We start from the raw sequence: 16522 nt of genomic DNA on the forward strand, positions 1-16522 counted from the left end.
ACTTCAAAAAGCACTTCATAGCAATAGATTCCTTCATTCAAATGCTTAACAAGTGGCGCAAATGGAACTCGGAATAACCAGATATTTGGGAGAGATTAGGTTGTAGCAGAATCTTCTATATTTAAAGAATGATACTTGAAAGACCATAATAAAGATGGGTGATTGGGGACGCAGCGTGGCAATTTTATCAATATCAAGTATATTAAAACTGACCCAGCAATTCTCTTAAAAATGACGAATAATAGCAAAACATATCCGTTTTAGGTTCAAAAATCAATTTATTAGACCACAAAACACATTTATTGAAATATTCTTCTTAATTATTACAAAATAATTCATTAATTTATTTAAAATTGTCTTTAGTACAAGATAAAAAACTATCAGTCGAGGTTAAAATAACATCAGTTTAAAACTCAATTTATATGAAAATTAATCTACTCAAGAAAGTAAGTCTCATTTTTATACTACTAGGTTTTGCCTGGCAAGTGCAGGCGCAAACCACTCAACTTAAGGGTACTGTTGTAGATGCTAAAACAGGTTCCACCCTGATTGGTGTGAATGTTTTGGTAAAAGGCAAGGTACTGGGAACCACTACGGATTTTGATGGTAATTTCGATCTCAAGCTTAATATGGAGCTCCCTATTACTTTACAATTCAGTATGGTAGGCTACACAACTGAGGAAGTAGAAGTAACCAATACGCAGCCTATTAATATAAAGCTAGAAGAGGAAGTTCTACTAGGCCAGGAAGTGGTTGTATCTGCCTCAAGAGTAGAAGAAAGCATTTTGCAGTCATCAGCTACTATTGAGAAAATGGACTTAATTTCTATTCAGCAAACTCCTGCTGATAATTATTACAAAAGCATGCAATACTTAAAAGGGGTTGATGTAACTCAAAGTAGTATTAATTTTCAAATCGTGAACGCCAGAGGCTTTAACTCAACCGGTAATACAAGATTTGTTCAATTAACTGATGGAATGGATACTCAGGCTCCAGCCTTAAACTTCCCTATTGGCAACTTAAATGGTCCATCCGAATTAGATGTAGAAAGTGTGGAATTTATTCCAGGAGCGCAATCAGCACTCTATGGACCTAATGCCTTCAACGGCATAATGCGTGTTACCAGTAAATCAGCATTTGATTACGAGGGACTTAGTGCTTTTGCAAAAATAGGCGTAAACCATATCGGTGCAGATACCGAAGCAGGTGCTCCAAGCTCTCCACAACCAATGTATGAAGCTTCTATCAGATATGCTAAGTCTTTCAATAATAGGTTTGCCTTTAAAGTAAATGTAAGTTATATGCGAGCTGAAGACTGGTATGCAACAGATTATTCATCAGATAGAAATGCTGCCGTAGATCCTGGATATGATAACTATCGCAACCCGGGAAGCGACTTCCCTAACACAATGGGAGATGAGGCAGCAATCAACATGTCCATTTTACAGCTCTCAAGTAATTGGCAAACATTAGCCTCACAACTAAGTAGTAATTCACAAATTCAAGGAGTACAGAAAGGTGTGCCTGTAACGGATTTTGTTCAAAATGGCTTTTTACCTAACCAGGTAGTTTCCGCATCTCCATATAGAGAGCATGAGTTAATAGATTATGGTGCTGAAAACTTAAAAGGAAATATCGGATTATACTATCGACCTACTTCAGATATTGAACTAAGTTACTTATGGAATGCCGGATATGGTACCAGTATATACACGGGAGCACAAAGATACTCTTTGAAAAATTTTGGAATTCAGCAACATAGAATTCAGGCTGAAGGTAATAATTGGTTTGTGAGAGGTTATGCTACTTTAGAAAATTCAGGAGATTCTTATATAACAGAATTTTATGCCAAGAGAGTATTAGATCTTCAGGTAGCTAATAGTCCCATAGGAGCATTTACTCAAGATGTATCTGGTTGGTTGGGAACGTATGCTTATAATTATTTGGCATCCTTACAAAATCAGGGTATAGATCCAAACACTGACTCTCCAGCAGACTTAACACCTGCCATGATGCAACAAGCATTTGAATATGCCAGAACAAATACTGAAGATTTTTTCAATATTGATTCTAACTCCCAAGAAGGTCAGCAAATATTATCCGAAGCCCTAGAGGGGACAGTTCCAGACGGACCAAAATTCAATGATCAATCTCGATTATACCATGCAGAAGGTCAGTATGATTTTAGCGAAAAACTAGGATTCATGGATCTATTGGTTGGAGCTAGCTTCAGACAGTATGACTTAAGATCAAATGGAACCATATTTCCGGATAGTGAAGACAACCCTATTACAATCAATGAAATTGGAGGTTTTGTGCAAGCTTCAAAAAGAGTTCTTGAAGACAAATTAAAGTTAACAGGGTCTATAAGAGCAGATAAAAACGAGAATTTTAATGTGGTAGTAAGCCCTAGAATCTCTGGAGTTTTTAGTGTAAATAAAAATCATAATTTCCGGGCTTCTTTTCAAACAGGTTTCCGAAATCCGACTACACAAGGACAGTATATCAACCTGGATATTATTTCAAGTAGATTGTTAGGAGGCTTACCAGAAAACCTTGAACAATATGAAATAGGAACTAATCCTAATATCTACACTATTGAATCAGTGGAGCAAATGGCCAACAATTTCTATGCTACTGGAGTTTTGAATACTGAAAATTTAGAAGTTGTTGATAATTTCCAATCTGTAGAACCTGAACAAGTCAAATCGTTCGAAGCAGGTTATAAAAGTGTAATCAATAATAAGCTACTTTTCGACTTTGTTGGTTATTATAATATTTACAACAACTTTATTGTGCAACAAAGAATGAGGAGAGCAGCACTCAATGCAGATGGAACACCCAATTATTTTACCTTGTTTAACGGAACTGCCGACAACACTTTCCAAGTATATACTAATGCTGATGAAGAAATTAGCGCTTATGGATTTGCAGGGGAAGTAAGCTATGCGCTCCCTAATAGGTATAACATTGGTTTTAATTATAACTATAATAAATTAAACACTCAAGATGCCAGCGATGATTTTGTATTTGGTTTTAATACCCCTGAGCACAAATTCAATATTAAATTTGGAAACAGAAAGCTAACTGACAATATTGGCTTTAACGTTGTTTATAGATGGCAGTCAGAATTTGAGTGGGAATCTTCATTTGGAGATGGTACAATACCGGCTTTCGGAACAGCAGATGTGCAAGTAAGTTATAAGCTGCCTTCTATTAAATCAATGTTGAAATTTGGAGGCTCTAATATCTTTAATAATTATTATATACAAAGCTTTGGAGCTCCCAGAGTTGGAGCAATTTATTATGTATCAATCACTTTTGATCAGTTGATGAATTAATAAAGACTTTTTTGTTTTGTTTGAAGGAATCAGTTTCGTTGGCTGGTTCCTTTTTTTTTGCAATTAATACTACTGGTTATTATTGAAGATTACGAATTCCAAAAATTAATCTTTGACTTCACTGACAATACTTGTAGTATAATAAATTTTAAAATAATATGCCAAGGCTTTGGCTCAATCTAGTCTAAACATTATACTACTTTATTCCTATCCATCTTCTATTCTTAACCCGCTTAATTAGTACAAATATCCAAAAGCACGATCTAGATTGAATAATCTCTATTTAATTAGCCTAAACATTATGTCTCAGTAAAATATTGAGATACATAACAAAAAAAGGCGATAATTTGAACAATTATCGCCTTACTTGGATGATATCTAGAAACTATTACTTGGCCAGATTTCTTAAAACTGTGAAATTAGTATCAATAGCGTAACGACCTGTAGCTGCAGGTTTTAAAATACCAGCTATTGCATGAACCACACCATTATCAGAAACAATATCAGAAGCTCCGGTTATGAATTGTGCCTCTGCGCCTTCAACACCATCAGAATCTAATCCACCTGAAGGAAGTAAAGTAATCACACCTTCAGCTGCAGTAGGGTTCCCTATTCCTACCTCAAGATCAGCTTTTAATTTAGTTGTTAAAAGCACATGATTTGCAATAAGTCCATACCATTGTTCAGCCGTATAAGTATCTAAGGTAATTGCTGGTTCGGCATTAGCAAAAACTTCATTAACTGGAGCAAATACTGTTAAATCAAGCTCTCCATTTGCTAAAATCTCAGTCAAAGGAGTAACTTCATCATCAGTGGCAGCGTATGTATCTGCTTTGTATATCGCTGCTGCCAAAGTGCTGAAATTTGAACTTAATAAAATAGTTTGAGAAACTTTTCCCAGGTTAGCACCAATAGTAGCAAAAATTGTAGGCGGTACCAAAATAGTCTCAACTACATGAACAACTCCGTTGGTAGCCAAGATTTCGTCACCTACAAATTCCACTTCTTGATCAGAACCTCCCTCTTTAACGTTCCCTTCAGCAGTAATTTCATTTTCTTCACCTTGTAATGTAGAAAATGAAGTACCAGCTACTAAATCAGCTCTTCTTAAAACGCCTTCTGTATGTACGTGGTAAGCTAATACTGCAGAAATTACATTAGGATTAACTTGATCTAAGGACTCAACTCCTAAGATTACTCTCAACTTTTCAAAAGCAGCATCATTTGGAGCAAATAGTGTTAAATTATTTCCTTGTAAAACAGATACTAAATTTGAATTAGCTGTTACGAATGCTTCTAATTGTGTATGATTTTCGCTAGATGCAACAATCTCTAAAATTGTACTGTCTGGTGCTGGATCTCCTCCCTCATCCTCATCATCGCAAGAGCTAAGCATTACTGACGACATGGCTAAAAATACTACCGCCATTAGGGTAGAACTAAGTTTTAAAAATAAATTGTTCTTTTTCATAGTAGTTTGTTAATTAATTTATGTGAAAATAGGAATTTAAACTGCTTTGTTAAAATATTGTTACGTAATTTATTATGCATAACGACTATTTTTTGCAATTTAATTCTGACCTGTATAACAAAAGACACGGCATTTTATTGTAAGGTTGGAAGAGATTGAAATAATACTTATTTACCTAATTTTAATACTTAATTGACAAGTTACTGACTCCTTGGTAGTTATAAAAAAAAGCCAGAAGATTCTCTCCTGACTTTTTATTACTCAATAATATTTTCAGTTTCTGCCTGATTATTGATCTTCTTTACGGATTATTGTTTCGCTTTTATTTCCTTCCAGCACTTCTATAGTTTCCCACTTTCCTTCCGCATTCTGTCTTTGCAAAATATATTTCTTTACCCCATCTTTCCAACCTTTATAAGCTTTCCAACTTAAACCATATTTCCTGAACTGGTTTTCTTTCTGCAATAAAACATTATTGGAAACTTCACTTTCGGGTGTAGTAATTGCGCAATCATTGATAATGTTTACCTTATAAGTATATTCATTGCTTTTAGAATCTACTGCTTCGTCAATAAAATACTGCTGATCCCCGCCTACTTCTGCATAAAACTCAAAAGAACCACCATTTACCGCCCTGAAAATTTCATAATTAGCTATCCTGGTTTTGCCAGCTTCAGGCACACTCCATTCAGTAAAAATGGCCCCTTCTTCCAAAACGGATGTAGTTTTGATTGTAGCTACCTGATTTCTGAAAATCAGGTCTGTTACTTCAAACTGAATTACATTGCTTACAGAAAGAATGGAATTGCCGAAGAATGAGGCTACCTTATATTGATAACTTCCCGGGCAAAGTTCTGTGTTGTCAGCAAAGTTGAGATGGCTAATTGATTCAACGAAAACCTCTTCCCATTGATCCTCTTCAATCCGCTTTCTGAAAACTCTGTAATTATCAGCAGGTAAACCCTTATGAGCATTCCAATGCATCTTTTTATCCTGCTGGTCATTCATTTTTTGCAAATGTAAAGTATTGTAATGCCTGATTTGCGAAATACTTACTGTATCCTCACAAAATGACACTGCCTGGAAAGCATATTCATGTGACATATCCTGAGGACGACACGTATTATCCTCATAAGCAGTGGTCTTTGCCGGATCTAATTGCTTCATCAGCTCATAACCACCTGTAGTTTTTCTCCATATATTATAATGGGAAATATTGTTATAAGTGTAAGGCTCGAGATCAAAGCTCACTAAATTACTTTCAACCCAAACGCTATTCACTTTTGCTTCCTCATGTTCCACAGTATCCCTTACTAATATCTTAACCGGATGACTTACTGTTACAGGACAACCCATTTCATTTCTGATGGTGAGTTTTACTTCATAAAGACCAGGTTGGCTATAAGTATGCTCTACAGCGTCATCTTTACTTTCAGTTCCATCATCAAAATCCCATACATAATCAGGGTTTTGCAGGTTTTTACTGGTGCTTATTCCACTTATTTTTACAGGATAACAGTCCCCAGAAACAGTGAGGTCAAAAGCTGGCTCAGGAGTGGGCAATACTTTAATATTTTTGATACTATAGCTCTGCTCACAACCATCTTCATTTTTGGCTAGCAATGTTACATTATATACTCCCGGAACGGAATACTCATGCTCCGGATGTTGCTCAGTTGAAATATTACCATCTCCGAAAAACCATTTCCACTCAACAGCATTTGCAGAGAGATCAGTGAATTTCGCCTTTTCAGGCATACAAATAACTGTTTTTTCTACACTAAATTTAGTTTCCGGACCTTTAGTAATAATTAATTGTCGTTTTTTGATCGTATCTGTACAACCAAGTTGGTTGGTTACTACCAACAGTACATCAAACTCTCCTACTGAAGTATAAACATGCAAAGGGTTAGGAACAGTTGAGGTTTTTCCATCTCCGAAATCCCAATGATAGGAACTTGCCCCCACCGCTTGGTTCTGGAAAGAAACCTGTACAGGAACACAGGCTGAAGTGATGGGTTCTTTCAAGGAAAAACCTGCCGTAATTTCCAGCACCTCAATATAATTTTGCATTAGCACAGTATCAGCACAACCTGTAGCACTTTCCGCAATTAATTTCACACTGTAGATTCCCGGCTGATTATATGTATGTACAGGATTGGCTTCTGTACTTATATTGTCATCACCAAAATCCCAATTCCAGCTTACTGCCTGATTGCTTAAAGCAGTAAATTGAATAGTATTGCCTTCGCATATTTTTGCTTTATCAGCTTCGAAGCTTGCACTAAAAATGCTATTCAGCTTTTCTTTGGAGCTTATTGAACAGCCGGAAGCATTCATTACAGTAAGTTTCACTGGTTTGGTAGGTATTTGAGTGAATACATGCGTTGGGTTTTGATCAGTAGAAGTTGAGCCATCTCCAAAATCCCACAACCAGGAAACTGCATTGATACTCTGATCTGAAAAAACCACTTCTACAGGCAAACATGCCTGATCCTGCTGAAAGCTGAATTCACTGCTTAGCTCATCTACTTTAATATAATCCTTCAGAGTTACAGTAGCACTACAATTACCTTTAAAAGCCGTTAATGTAACAGAGTAGATACCATGCTCAAATTCAACAGTAGGATTTTCCTGAGTACTCCTGATACCATTTCCAAAATCCCAAAGCCATGCGTCTGCCCCGGAGGACTTGTTATTAAATGCTACTTTTAAACTGCCACAACCATTGGTTTTACCCTTTGCAGCAAAATTGGCGATAGGATTAAACACCTTCACTTTTTGAGGTAAGGGAAATACATGTTCACAATCGGCAAAATCTGTTGCTATAAGTTTTATCTGATACTCACCCCCTGCGTTAAATTGATAACTGAGATTAGCAGTATTAACCAATTCTCCATTACCTAAATCCCATTGAAAGCTTTTGAAGCCCGACAGATTGTGAGTCGCTGTAAAAGTTTCTGTTATACATATTTCAGAGGAATATCTGAAAGCATGCTCTTCCGTACCAATAAAAATATTCTTAATATTGGTTGCTTCACAATTGCCCTGATTAGAAGCTGACAAACTCACCTGATAAAGACCTGCTCTTTCAAAATAGAATTTGTTATCTGTAGTAAGGCTAACCGACTTGTTATTTACTTTCCATTTATAATACGCAAAATCAGGATTATTAGGAATAAAGCTGACCTCAAAAGAATCACACACCACTCTCACCTGATAATCAAAATCAACTAAAGGAGTTTCAATATTCACCGTGATATAATCTTTCACTTCTAAAACACTATCTTCAGGGAAACGCGCTTTAAAATCTACAGTATAATTACCTGCTGATTGGTAGAGTTTGCTAAAGCTTCTGTTAGTGCTGGTAGTACCATCAGAAAAAGTCCACTGTACCCATTCAGCTTCCGGTGTAGGGTTTATGAAATCAACTTCAAAGGGAGCGGAGCAACTGGAAAATGTGTGCTTATTTAAAGGTCCTTTTACAACATTATCATCTTCCTCCTCTTCCGGATCAACAATTTCACATCCGGGCCAAGGGTTTTTAACCACTATACCTTTGGATTTACCACAGTTGCCGGCACCTTGTATATAAAGCGTTACATCCACATCTTTCAATGTAAAAAACGATAACTCAATATTTTCTTTAGTACCCACTAGTGCATCGCTTGCATACCAGTAGGCCTTTTCACCTACCTTAAGATTCGTATGCATTGCTACTGAAAATAAGCCACAATCTGCTCCTGGTACAACTTCATAAGTGGCCTGAGGTGTTATATCAGGAATTTCTATAATATTATAATTTTCTATGGTAGTTCTACATCCATTTTTATTGTTGGTGGTGAGAGATATTGTGTAACTTCCGGGATCTGAATAGTTGTGAACCGGATTTTTATCTGTTGAAGTATTGCCATCACCAAAATTCCATTCCCAGAAATCATAGCCCATATCTCCATTGAAGAAAACTTCTGTAAAGGTGCAGGATTCGATCACTTCCGGATCATTTAAAAATATGCCACTATCATAAACAATAACAGGCTCTTCAAATGAATACTCCACTAAACAGCCATATTGATTTGTATAAATAACTGAGGGATAAAAAACACCGGGATTTGAATATTCAATCTCCGCTCTGGAAGTAGCAAATGTTCTTCCATCTCCTGAATGCCAGGTAACATCAATCGCTTCCTCATTTAACAAACTTAATTCCGTTTGCAATGGAAGACATCCGTTCCAGGCAGCTACCTCAACTTCTGATTCTGATTTATATACTGCAATTTTATTATCCAGTACCTGCTCTATACTACATCCATTTGTGTAATAAGTAATTGCTTTTACAGAAAACTCCCCTGCTTCTTTAAAAGTGTATGTCAATTCTGATCCGGAAAATGTTTTGCCACCTATTACCCATTCGAAAGCATTTGCTCCGGATGTATTATTAGTGGCATTGAAGGTAAATGGAGCACATCCTGAGAAACTGGCGTAAGCAATTTGCGGTGCCTGAACTGATTTAACTTTTACGAATTCGGGAAAATCAACAGTCTGTTGACATCCATTATTTCCCATAAAAACTAATTGCGCACTGTAAGTACCTGCCTCATCAAACTGCAGGTCGATAGATTTACCTTCAAAAGACCTTCCATCGCTGAGTGTCCATTGAAATTCACCTTCCGCATCTGTTAAGGCCTGTAAAGTAAAAATTTCTCCTGTACAAACAGAGGTATCAGAAACCTGTAATTCAGGAATTGCTAAATCTTTAACCTCGATAGAATCATTTAAAAGTAGAGTTTGGGAACAACCTGTGATGTCTAGCACCCACACAGAAACAGCAAAAACACCCGTAGCGCTATACAGGTGTTCTGGCTGAAGCTCATTACTTTGGGTACCATCTCCAAAATCCCATAGCACTTCTTTTGGACTGCCTTCCAAATAAAATTTTACCGCTTCTCCATTAAGGCACTGACCTGTTTTATCTGAAGAAATATGTACCCTGGCGGGATCCCTTACTTCTATCACATCCTCTTTTATCGCGACTGCCTCACAAGCTCCCGGACCAGTCACCCTCAATGTGACAGTATACTGACCACCATGAGCATACGTATGAAGTGGATTTTCTTCGTCAGACTGGTTTCCATCTCCAAAACTCCATAAATATTCTGCTTCCCCTGAAGATGTATTCTGAAAATGTACTGAAGTATTTGCGCAGATTTCAGTAACATCTTGCGTGAAAGACGCTTTCGGGAAGGTGAAAACTTCAATAAAATCTTCCCTGGAATAATTAACTACCTGATTATTGTTGAGAGTCACAGACAGGCTTACATCAAAAACACCTTTCTCTTCAAATATTATGGTAGGATTGCTCAAACTTGAACGCTGCCCATTGCCAAAAGTCCATTGATAGCTTTTTACGTTGGTATTATTAGCTGAAAAATCCACCACTAAGGGCAGACATCCTTTTTCTACAGATGCTTTTATTTGTGCTACCCCTGCATTTGTGATGAGAAAACTTAATATTATTGTTAAAAGTGATAATAAATGGTTCTTATTCATCTTCATAGATTTAAATTATCACTAATACTTTTCCTGATTTCTGTACGCTTTCATCCTCATGGCTGCGCGCCACTATCTCATACATATAACCTCCTGCAGGCACTTTAGTTCCTTTATAGGTACCATCCCACTTCTCGCTTAAATTATCAGTATTAAAAACTACTTCTCCGTACCTGTTATAAACTACCAGTTTATACTCTTTTACATTTTCCGCAACAGCTCCAAATTTATCATTTAAACCATCACTATTGGGAGTAAAAGCTGTAGGAACTTGTAAGGAAAAGGCTTTGAAGAGTACCACTTCATTGGAAACACTGACAATACTATCATTTGAATGACTAACAGCTACAACACGGTATTTAACCCCGCCATCAGTATCTTGTGCCAGCATGCGCATAGGGCTGATGCTCACAATTAAGGCTACGATTAAGATGGAAAACTGCTTCATGACATTATCATTTGATTGACAATTCAAAATTGCAGCTTTATAGACTCTTATATATGAGGCGTATTCGTATTTTAAAATTTAGGTGATCAACCAATTAAAATAAGTGAAACACGTAGTCCTTCCGTGGAATAAAAAGATGAGAGGTTTACAGAAATTCGATAATGAAAGGAGAAGTTCCTTCTAAAAGTAGAAACTACTTTAAGTTATACAGATAATTTACTTAGCATATTGTAATCTGGAATTACTAATATCCTCAAAATTTACTGAAGCCCAATTCACTAAACTCTGCAAATGAGGAATAAGGCTTTTTCCTCTTTCCGTTAACCTGTATTCAACTTTTGGTGGTATTTCAGGATAGATTTTTCGTTGAACTAAATCATCTGCTTCCAAAGATTTAAGGGTTGAGGAAAGCATTTTCTGAGAGATAGAATCAATACTTTTATGGATTTCATTAAAACGCATCACCTGCTCCTCATTTAAAAGCAACAGAATCAACATTGACCACTTGTCCCCTATCCTATCTAATATATTCCTTATCGGACAATTTTCCACATCTGCGAATTTATTTAACATTTCTTCGTTGGTTAACTATTTGATATTCAACAAATATAACTTATAAGTAAGCAGGTAGCAATAGCGTTAGCGTTAGCTATTGTATGTAATATACTTACCTATCACCTTTAACTTACTAAAAGTTAGTAAATATACATAAAATCATTAATAATTATAATCATGAGTAAAATATTAATAACAGGTGGCACAGGAGGTTTAGGTTCAGCCGTAGCTAATTTTTTAAGCGAAAAAGTAGATAAGGCAGACATAGCATTATTAGTCAGAGACCCGAAGAGTGAAAAAGCAATGGAGCTAGCCGAAAAAGGCTTTTCATTAAGAGTGGGTGATTATAGCCACAAAGCTTCATTAAAAGATGCCTTTAAAGATATAGAAATACTTTATTTTGTTTCAGGAAGTGATATAGCCAACAGAATGCCTCAGCATAAAAACGTTGTGGAAGTAGCTGATGAAGCTGGTATAGCACATATCTTCTATACTAGCGTGAGCTTAAATCAACTTTCTGAAGACTCTGCACTTTATAATGATATGAAAGCCCATTTCAACACTGAAGAATGGATCAAAAATTCTCAGATGAAATATACTTTTCTTCGCCACAACCTTTACAGCGAGGTAATAGCTATGTTTTTGGGTTCAAAAGATCAGTTGTTAAACTCAAAGAGTGTATTCTTACCTACTGAACAAGGTAAAGTTGCATTTTTGCCTAGAATTGATTTAGCAGAAGCCGGAGCTAAACTATTGGCAGAAGCTTCTGAACACGTGAATAAAGTATACGAGCTTAATGGAAGCGAAAAAGTAAGCTTTGAAGATGTTGCTCAGGAACTTTCTACCATTACAGGAGAAAATATCAATTACGTTTCACCGGGTGTAGAAGAATTTGAAAGCACTTTAAAAGGTTATGGTGTACCTGCAGAATACATAGGAATGATGTCTGCATTTGGCCAGGCTATTGCTGCTGATGCATTTGACACGCCAAAAACAGATATTGAAGCAATTATTAGCAGAAAAACTCAACCAGTTGCTGAGTTTTTAAAAGCAGTATATAGTTAAAATATCTTTCAAGAATAATAAGTGCATATTAAGGCTGAAATTTATATTTCAGTCTTGATTTGCTTATTCAATAAAATCATTCTCTTCCCATTAAGTTCTTAGCTAAAATCAACTTAAATAGAGCTTATTAGGCAATTACACGAGAATTAATAATATACACCTGACACCTGAAAGTCAGCAACAAATGGTTACGCATTGTGTAATCTAATTTTAGATTCCATCTAATACCTGAAGCATTTCCTCCACAGCCTGATAAACCAGCTCTATTTCTTCTTTTTCAATTATGTAAGGGGGCAAAATATAAAGTGTATTACCCAAAGGCCTTAATAAAATATTTCTTTTGAGGAAAAATGGATAGAGTTGATGACGTACCTCGTTTACATAGCTTGAAGTCTGCTCTGTTTTCATTTCCATAGCAAAAATCGTTCCCATCACACGGATGTGAAGCACTTTAGGATGTGAAGCAATACGGGTTTTGAACTCTTTCTGCCATTGGCTTATTTTTTCAATTTTTTGCTGTGTCTCCTTTTCCATGAGCAGGTCGAAACTGGCAATTGAGGCTGCGCAGGCAATAGGATTGGCAGTAAAGCTATGTCCATGAAAAAAAGTTTTCATGATGTCGCTGCTTTTATAAGCTTCTATGATTTTTTGGGTGCAGGAAGTAACACCTAAAGCCATAGTTCCTCCGGTTAGCCCTTTGGAAAGACAAAATATATCCGGAGCTATAGACAAATAATCCGAGGCGAAATTTTTACCCGTACGTCCAAAGCCTGTGAAAACTTCGTCAGCAATACTAATTACACTGTTGTCTTTTGCAATTTTCAGCAATTTATCCAGCAGTTCCACACTGTACATTTTCATACCTGCTGAGCCTAAAACCAGTGGCTCAAAAATAAATGCAGCCAGCTCTCCCTCATGAGCATATTTTTCAAAACTGGAAATAATCTCTGCCTCATTTTCCGCTGTGGGCATAGGAAGAAATTCTACCTGAAAGAGAAATGGTGAGAATGGAGCAGAAAAAGGGCCTCTATCACCTACCGACATAGCCCCAAAGGTATCACCATGATAAGCACCTTCAAAAGCCACTACTTTAGTGCGCCTTTTTTCTCCTTTATTATACCAATATTGAAAAGCCATTTTTAGGGCTACTTCATTAGCTGTGCTTCCATTATCGGAGTAAAATATTTTAGATTGATTGGATGGTAAAATGCTGAGAAGCTTTTCAGCCAGAACAATCGCTGGTTCATGAGTAAACCCTGCAAAAATCACATGCTCCAGCTTTTTGGATTGTTCAGCCACAGCTTCTGCAATTTTAGGATGGCTGTGACCGTGCAGATTAACCCACCAACTGGAAATAGCATCCATAATTTTTCTGCCTTCCGGGGTGTAGAGATAAAGGCCTTCTGCCCTCTCTACCATAATATGCTCAAATCCGTTTACCAGCTGAGTAAACGGGTGCCAAATGCTCTCTTTATCACGATCAATCCAATTCATAAATTCCGTAAAATCTCTTTAGCGTAATTTCTCACTACCTCTTTTGTAATTTCTTTCTCTTGATTTATTCTGAGAAGACATGGCGCGTTAGCATGTTGCAAAATAATAGATTCACTTGATGGATTAGCATTCCCGTTAAAAACAATACCTTTCAATTCAATACTCCTTCTCTGTAATTCATTTAAAGTCAACAGAGTATGATTAATACTCCCTAAATAAAGGTTAGCCACCAAAATGACCGGAATCTTCCATTTTTGTGGCAAGTCTATTACAAATTCTTCATTATTAACAGGCACTAAAGCTCCACCCGCACCTTCAATCACCAGGTGATTACCTGTTTCAGGTAAATGAAAATTCACAATGGAAAGTTTAACACCATCTACTTCAGCAGCATAGTGAGGTGAAGCAGGAGTATTTAACACATATGCTTCAGGTATAAAATTTGATTTTTTATTACTTACCAATTGTTTTACATAATCCGTATCGCCCGGCAAACCTGCCTGAATAGGTTTCCAGTAATCGGCTTCCAGCGCTTCCGTTAAAATGGCACTTAAAAGCGATTTCCCGCTATCTGTTCCGATAGCCGTAATGAAGATTTTCATTGTATTTTAGTTATAATTACCCATCTTAATCTCTGCATTAAATAAAGCAGTTAGGAATAAGTTATCTACTCATTAAAATCCTTTCTGCTAACTATCCATGCGTTCATTGGGTATAATACTCATTGATTGCATCACACAAATTACTGATTTCCATAGTTGAATTAAAAGCGTGTAAACAAATTCTTATACGTTCCTGATTAACCGGAACAGTAGGTGAAACTATAGGGCGCATGTCGAATCCGGCAGCATTAAGGTGATCTGCTAATTTAATAGCCTCTTCATTGCCATTCACCATTATTCCCTGAATTGGGTGGAAGCTTTCCAGCTTCGGAATATCGCGTCTAATCAACTGCCTGAAAAGAAGGATGTTTCTGGTTAACTTTTCTACCAGTTCCGGATGTGCTTTCCTGTAATTGATAGCATTTTCAATCAGTTGAACACTATGATAATTTAAAGCTGTAGTATAGATAAAATGCCGGCTATAATTGATGAGGTAATCCTTTAGGATTTCGCTACCGGCCACTGCTGCTCCATGGGCTCCTATTGCTTTTCCAAACGTATAGGTTCTGGCGAAAATCCTATCTTCAAGGCCCAGATCACAGCAAAGCCCGAAGCCGGAGTCTCCAAATAACCCTGTAGTATGTGCCTCATCTACAATCAGATTGGCACTATACTTTTCACATAATTCAACTATTTGTTTAAGAGGAGCCTGGTCTCCATCCATAGAATAAACGGACTCTACCACTACAAATATATTTCCTGTAGCTTTTGTAAGCTTCTGCTCCAAATTCTCCAGGCTATTATGTTTAAAGTTGAAATAGTTAGCTCTACTTAACCGCACACCTTCTTTAATACACATGTGGGACAATTCATCAAACAAGATGGTGTCCCCTTTTTGCGGAACTGATGAAAGTAACCCGAGGTTGGCTAAATAGCCTGAATTGAATAGCAAAGTTGACTCCGCTTTAAAATAATCTGCTAAGTATTTTTCAAGCGACTCATGATAAACTTTATTCCCACTCAGAAGCCGGGACCCTGAAGCACCATTGTCCACAAATGAATGAAGGCTTTCAGAAATTTCACTCACTTTGGCTAAGCCTAGGTAATCATTTGAAATAAAATCAACCATTCCTTCCTTTTGTATTCTTAAGAAACGAAAGGTTCCATTTTTCTTTCTCTCGCTTAAAATTGCGAGTAAAGTATCCTCTATCCTGAGAGTCGTTTTTTCAAAGTTCATGGGGAAAAAGCATATATTGGTCGGCAAAAATATAACATTTAGCCTGAAAATCGTTAAAGATGTTAAAATCATTTAAAACAGAAACTATGAAGAAGAAATTATTAATGACGGCAGCGCTGGCACTGGTGTGTTCAGTGATGGTTCAGGCACAAATTTTTACGATTGGGCCTAAGGCAGGAATTAGCAGTACAAGAGTAAATTTGAAAGATCACGCAGAGCGTTTTGATGAAGGCGATGCCGCATATAGCTACCATGTTGGTGCTTTTGCCCGTATAAACATTCTCGGGTTTTACGTACAGCCGGAAGCTTATTTTAATTCAGTTAAAGGAGAGTACATTTCACGAAATACCATTGGTGATGATGAAACTTTTGAAATAAACAAGAATAAAATTGATGTACCCATTTTGTTTGGATATAAAATTGGCCCTCTACGCTTAAATTTAGGTCCGGTGGCAAGTTTCAATTTGGATGCTGAAATTGATAAAGATGCTCCTATAGATGAGTATAAAAATGCTGTCTTTGCTTACCAGGCAGGTTTAGGTCTTGACATTTCTAAATTAACAGTTGATTTACGTTACGAAGGCAACTTCAGTAACCAGGCTACCTTAGGCAACAATGAAGGTGAAGTACGTATTAACCAGGTGATGCTAAGCCTTGGATTGAAATTGTTATAAGACATTTTCAAAAATATCAGAAGCCAGGCATTACTTGTCTGGCTTTTTTTTGTTTCAAGGCAATACGTCTAAGCATTTTATCAAA

10 protein-coding genes are annotated in these 16522 nt (G+C 36.7%); 3 read left to right on the top strand and 7 right to left on the bottom strand.

The window, feature by feature from the left end; translation table 11 throughout:
• Positions 1-422 precede the first annotated feature (422 nt).
• Positions 423-3341, top strand: a complete 2919-nt coding sequence (locus IEV85_RS17780) for a TonB-dependent receptor domain-containing protein (RefSeq protein ID WP_188465958.1) — start codon at positions 423-425, stop codon at positions 3339-3341.
• A gap of 388 nt (positions 3342-3729) precedes the next feature.
• Here IEV85_RS17780 and IEV85_RS17785 read toward each other — a convergent pair whose 3' ends face one another.
• The 4 genes from IEV85_RS17785 to IEV85_RS17800 form a co-directional block, all read right to left on the bottom strand.
• The gene (locus tag IEV85_RS17785) at positions 3730-4812 is read right to left on the bottom strand and encodes a fasciclin domain-containing protein (protein ID WP_188465960.1); all 1083 of its coding nucleotides are present in this window, start codon (positions 4810-4812) and stop codon (positions 3730-3732) included.
• Between the two features lie 288 nt (positions 4813-5100).
• Positions 5101-10362, bottom strand: coding sequence for a PKD domain-containing protein (locus tag IEV85_RS17790; protein ID WP_188465963.1), 5262 nt, complete (start codon positions 10360-10362; stop codon positions 5101-5103).
• Positions 10363-10372: 10 nt separating this feature from the next.
• Entirely contained in the window at positions 10373-10810 is a 438-nt protein-coding gene (locus IEV85_RS17795; protein ID WP_188465965.1) for a T9SS type B sorting domain-containing protein, read from the bottom strand.
• Positions 10811-11026: 216 nt separating this feature from the next.
• The gene (locus tag IEV85_RS17800; RefSeq protein ID WP_188465967.1) at positions 11027-11383 is read right to left on the bottom strand and encodes a winged helix-turn-helix transcriptional regulator; all 357 of its coding nucleotides are present in this window, start codon (positions 11381-11383) and stop codon (positions 11027-11029) included.
• A gap of 159 nt (positions 11384-11542) precedes the next feature.
• On the opposite strand from IEV85_RS17800, the gene IEV85_RS17805 reads away from it, so the two are divergent.
• A complete protein-coding gene (locus IEV85_RS17805) occupies positions 11543-12430 on the top strand; it encodes an NmrA family NAD(P)-binding protein (protein ID WP_188465969.1) in 888 nt (295 codons plus the stop codon).
• Positions 12431-12640: 210 nt separating this feature from the next.
• Here the strand turns inward: IEV85_RS17805 and bioA are convergent, their stop codons facing one another.
• The 3 genes from bioA to IEV85_RS17820 form a co-directional block, all read right to left on the bottom strand.
• Positions 12641-13924 (bottom strand): adenosylmethionine--8-amino-7-oxononanoate transaminase, encoded by a 1284-nt coding sequence (gene bioA / locus IEV85_RS17810; RefSeq protein WP_188465971.1) that lies wholly within the window; start codon positions 13922-13924, stop codon positions 12641-12643.
• Positions 13921-14526 carry a dethiobiotin synthase gene (bioD, locus tag IEV85_RS17815; protein WP_188465973.1) on the bottom strand — a complete coding sequence of 202 codons (606 nt, stop codon included), beginning with the start codon at positions 14524-14526 and terminating at the stop codon, positions 13921-13923. Before bioD ends, bioA begins: the two co-directional genes overlap by 4 nt.
• Positions 14527-14629: 103 nt before the next feature.
• On the bottom strand, positions 14630-15763 hold the full coding sequence (locus IEV85_RS17820) for an aminotransferase class I/II-fold pyridoxal phosphate-dependent enzyme (protein WP_188465975.1): 1134 nt from the start codon (positions 15761-15763) through the stop codon (positions 14630-14632).
• A gap of 86 nt (positions 15764-15849) precedes the next feature.
• Between IEV85_RS17820 and IEV85_RS17825 the strand changes: the two genes are divergently transcribed.
• Positions 15850-16437, top strand: a complete 588-nt coding sequence (locus tag IEV85_RS17825) for an outer membrane beta-barrel protein (RefSeq protein ID WP_188465977.1) — start codon at positions 15850-15852, stop codon at positions 16435-16437.
• Positions 16438-16522 lie beyond the last annotated feature (85 nt).

This window comes from Marivirga lumbricoides (genome assembly GCF_014636295.1).
GTDB lineage: Bacteria > Bacteroidota > Bacteroidia > Cytophagales > Cyclobacteriaceae > Marivirga > Marivirga lumbricoides.